Genomic DNA, 314 nt, shown 5'->3' with positions numbered 1-314 from the left:
CAACCTCCTTAAGTATTCGTTATTCTGCTTCGGCATCGAGCTTTGCCAGCAGCTCCAGCTCCTCGGGCAGCAGTTCAGGCTCCTCGGGGTCGTCCAGATCGCTGTTGACAGCATCATATTTGTTGAAGATCATATAGCCGGTCTCGCCACTGTCCAGGTCGATGACGCGGGCAAACAGGCTGACCTTGTTGTCTGGGTTCAGGTTCTGCCACAGGCCATGAGCAAAATCGCCGATGGTGCGGGGGCAGGCAAAGCGCAGGGGCTCGCCCTCAAAGCTGGGGATGGGGTTTCCGTTGTGCTTGTAGGTGCTGATG

1 pseudogene is annotated in these 314 nt (G+C 57.0%); it reads right to left on the bottom strand.

The window, feature by feature from the left end:
- Positions 1-19: 19 nt before the first annotated feature.
- A pseudogene (locus tag P0G09_RS17335) lies at positions 20-314 on the bottom strand (inosine monophosphate cyclohydrolase); the annotation flags it as partial.

It is taken from the genome of Faecalibacterium sp. DFI.5.82 (assembly GCF_029076575.1).
GTDB lineage: Bacteria > Bacillota > Clostridia > Oscillospirales > Ruminococcaceae > Faecalibacterium > Faecalibacterium duncaniae.
This window is presented reverse-complemented; position numbering and strand designations above follow the sequence as displayed.